Here is a 1,775-nt window from a genome sequence, read left to right on the forward strand (position 1 = left end):
GCGAAGGTGGATGGTGCGTGGCATCTGCATGAGTTGACCAAGGATCTGAAGGCGTTCGTCCTCTTCTCCTCCGTCGCGGGCCTGCTGGGCGCTCCCGGTCAGGCGAACTTCGCCGCGGCGAACGCCTACCTCGACGCGCTCGCCCAGCACCGCCGGGACCAGGGGCTGCCCGCGACCTCACTGGCCTGGGGCCCGTGGCAGAGCAGCGGGGGAGACGCTCAGCGGATGCTGCGGAACGGCCTCGGGCGACTCGACGCCGACGACGCACTGCGGCTGTTCGACGCGGGCGTCGCCCAGGACGAGCCCGTCGTCGCACCGTTCGTGCTGCGGACCGCGGCACTGCGCCGCGACACCGACCTGCCCGTGCTGCTCGAGGCCCTGGCCACCGGGCCGCGGCGGCGGGCCGCGGCGCGGACGACGGGCGACGCGACGGGTACGCCTCTCGACGGGATGACCGAGGACGAGCGCGCCCGCTACCTGCTGGATCTCGTGCGTACGCACGCGGCCGCCGCGCTCGGTCATTCCTCTGGCGACGCGGTCGTCGCCGACCGGCCGTTCAAGGACCTCGGCTTCGACTCGCTGACGGCGGTGGACGTCCGCAATCGTCTCAGCGGTGCCATCGGCCTGCGCCTGCCGGCAACGGCGGTCTTCGACCATCCCACCCCGCAGGCGTTGGCCCGCCACCTGGACGGGCTCCTGCCCGGCGGCCGGGTCGCCGCCACCCGGGTCGCGGCGGCCGCCACCGCCTCCGACGAACCGATCGCCATCGTGGGTATGAGCTGCCGGTATCCCGGTGGTGTCGGCTCACCGGCCGACCTGTGGCGACTTGTCGCCGACGAGATGGACGCCATCAGTGAGATGCCGACCGACCGCGGCTGGGACATCGACGGCATCTACCACCCCGACCCGGAGCAGCCCGGCAAGAGCTACGTCAACAAGGCCGGCTTCATGGCCGGGATCGGCGACTTCGACGCCGGGTTCTTCGGCATCAGCCCGCGCGAGGCGCTCTCCATGGACCCGCAGCAGCGGCTGCTGCTGGAGACGTGCTGGGAGGCGTTCGAGCACGGTGGGATCGACCCGCAGTCCGCGCGCGGCAGCGACACCGGCGTCTTCGTGGGCACCAGCGGCCAGGAGTACGGCACGCTGGTGGCCGAGGCCGGCGAGAACTTCGACGGCTACCTGCTGACCGGCAGCATGGCCGCCGTCGTCTCCGGCCGGGTGGCGTACGCCCTCGGCCTGGAAGGCCCGGCGGTCTCGGTCGACACCGCGTGCTCGTCCTCGCTTGTCGCGATTCACCTGGCCCTCCAGTCGCTGCGCCAGGGCGAGTGCTCGCTGGCACTGGCCGGCGCCGCCTCGATCCTGGTCACACCGACGTCCTTCGTCGACTTCAGCCGGCAGCGCGGGCTGGCCCCGGACGGGCGGGTGAAGGCGTTCGCGGCGGCCGCCGACGGTACGGCGTGGGGTGAGGGCGTCGGCGTCCTGCTGCTGGAACGGCTCTCCGACGCGGAGCGCAACGGCCACCGGGTGCTCGGGGTGATCCGTGGTAGCGCGGTCAATCAGGACGGCGCGTCGAACGGCCTGACCGCGCCGAACGGGCCGTCGCAGGAACGCGTCATCCGTCAAGCCCTCGCCAATGCCCGACTGTCGACGGCGGATGTGGACGTCGTGGAGGCGCATGGCACCGGCACCACGCTGGGTGACCCGATCGAGGCGCAGGCGTTGTTGGCCACGTACGGCCAGGACCGGTCCGAGCCGCTGTGGCTGGGGTCGATCAA

1 protein-coding gene is annotated in these 1,775 nt (G+C 72.4%); it reads left to right on the plus strand.

Features of this window, described 5'->3' with window-relative positions; all coding sequences use genetic code 11:
• Nucleotides 1-1,775: beta-ketoacyl synthase N-terminal-like domain-containing protein (locus ACPXBU_RS34780; RefSeq protein ID WP_425761393.1), on the plus strand; the 1,775-nt coding region annotated here is incomplete at both ends.

Source organism: Micromonospora sp. DT231 (assembly GCF_049847025.1).
In the GTDB taxonomy this organism is placed as follows: domain Bacteria; phylum Actinomycetota; class Actinomycetes; order Mycobacteriales; family Micromonosporaceae; genus Micromonospora.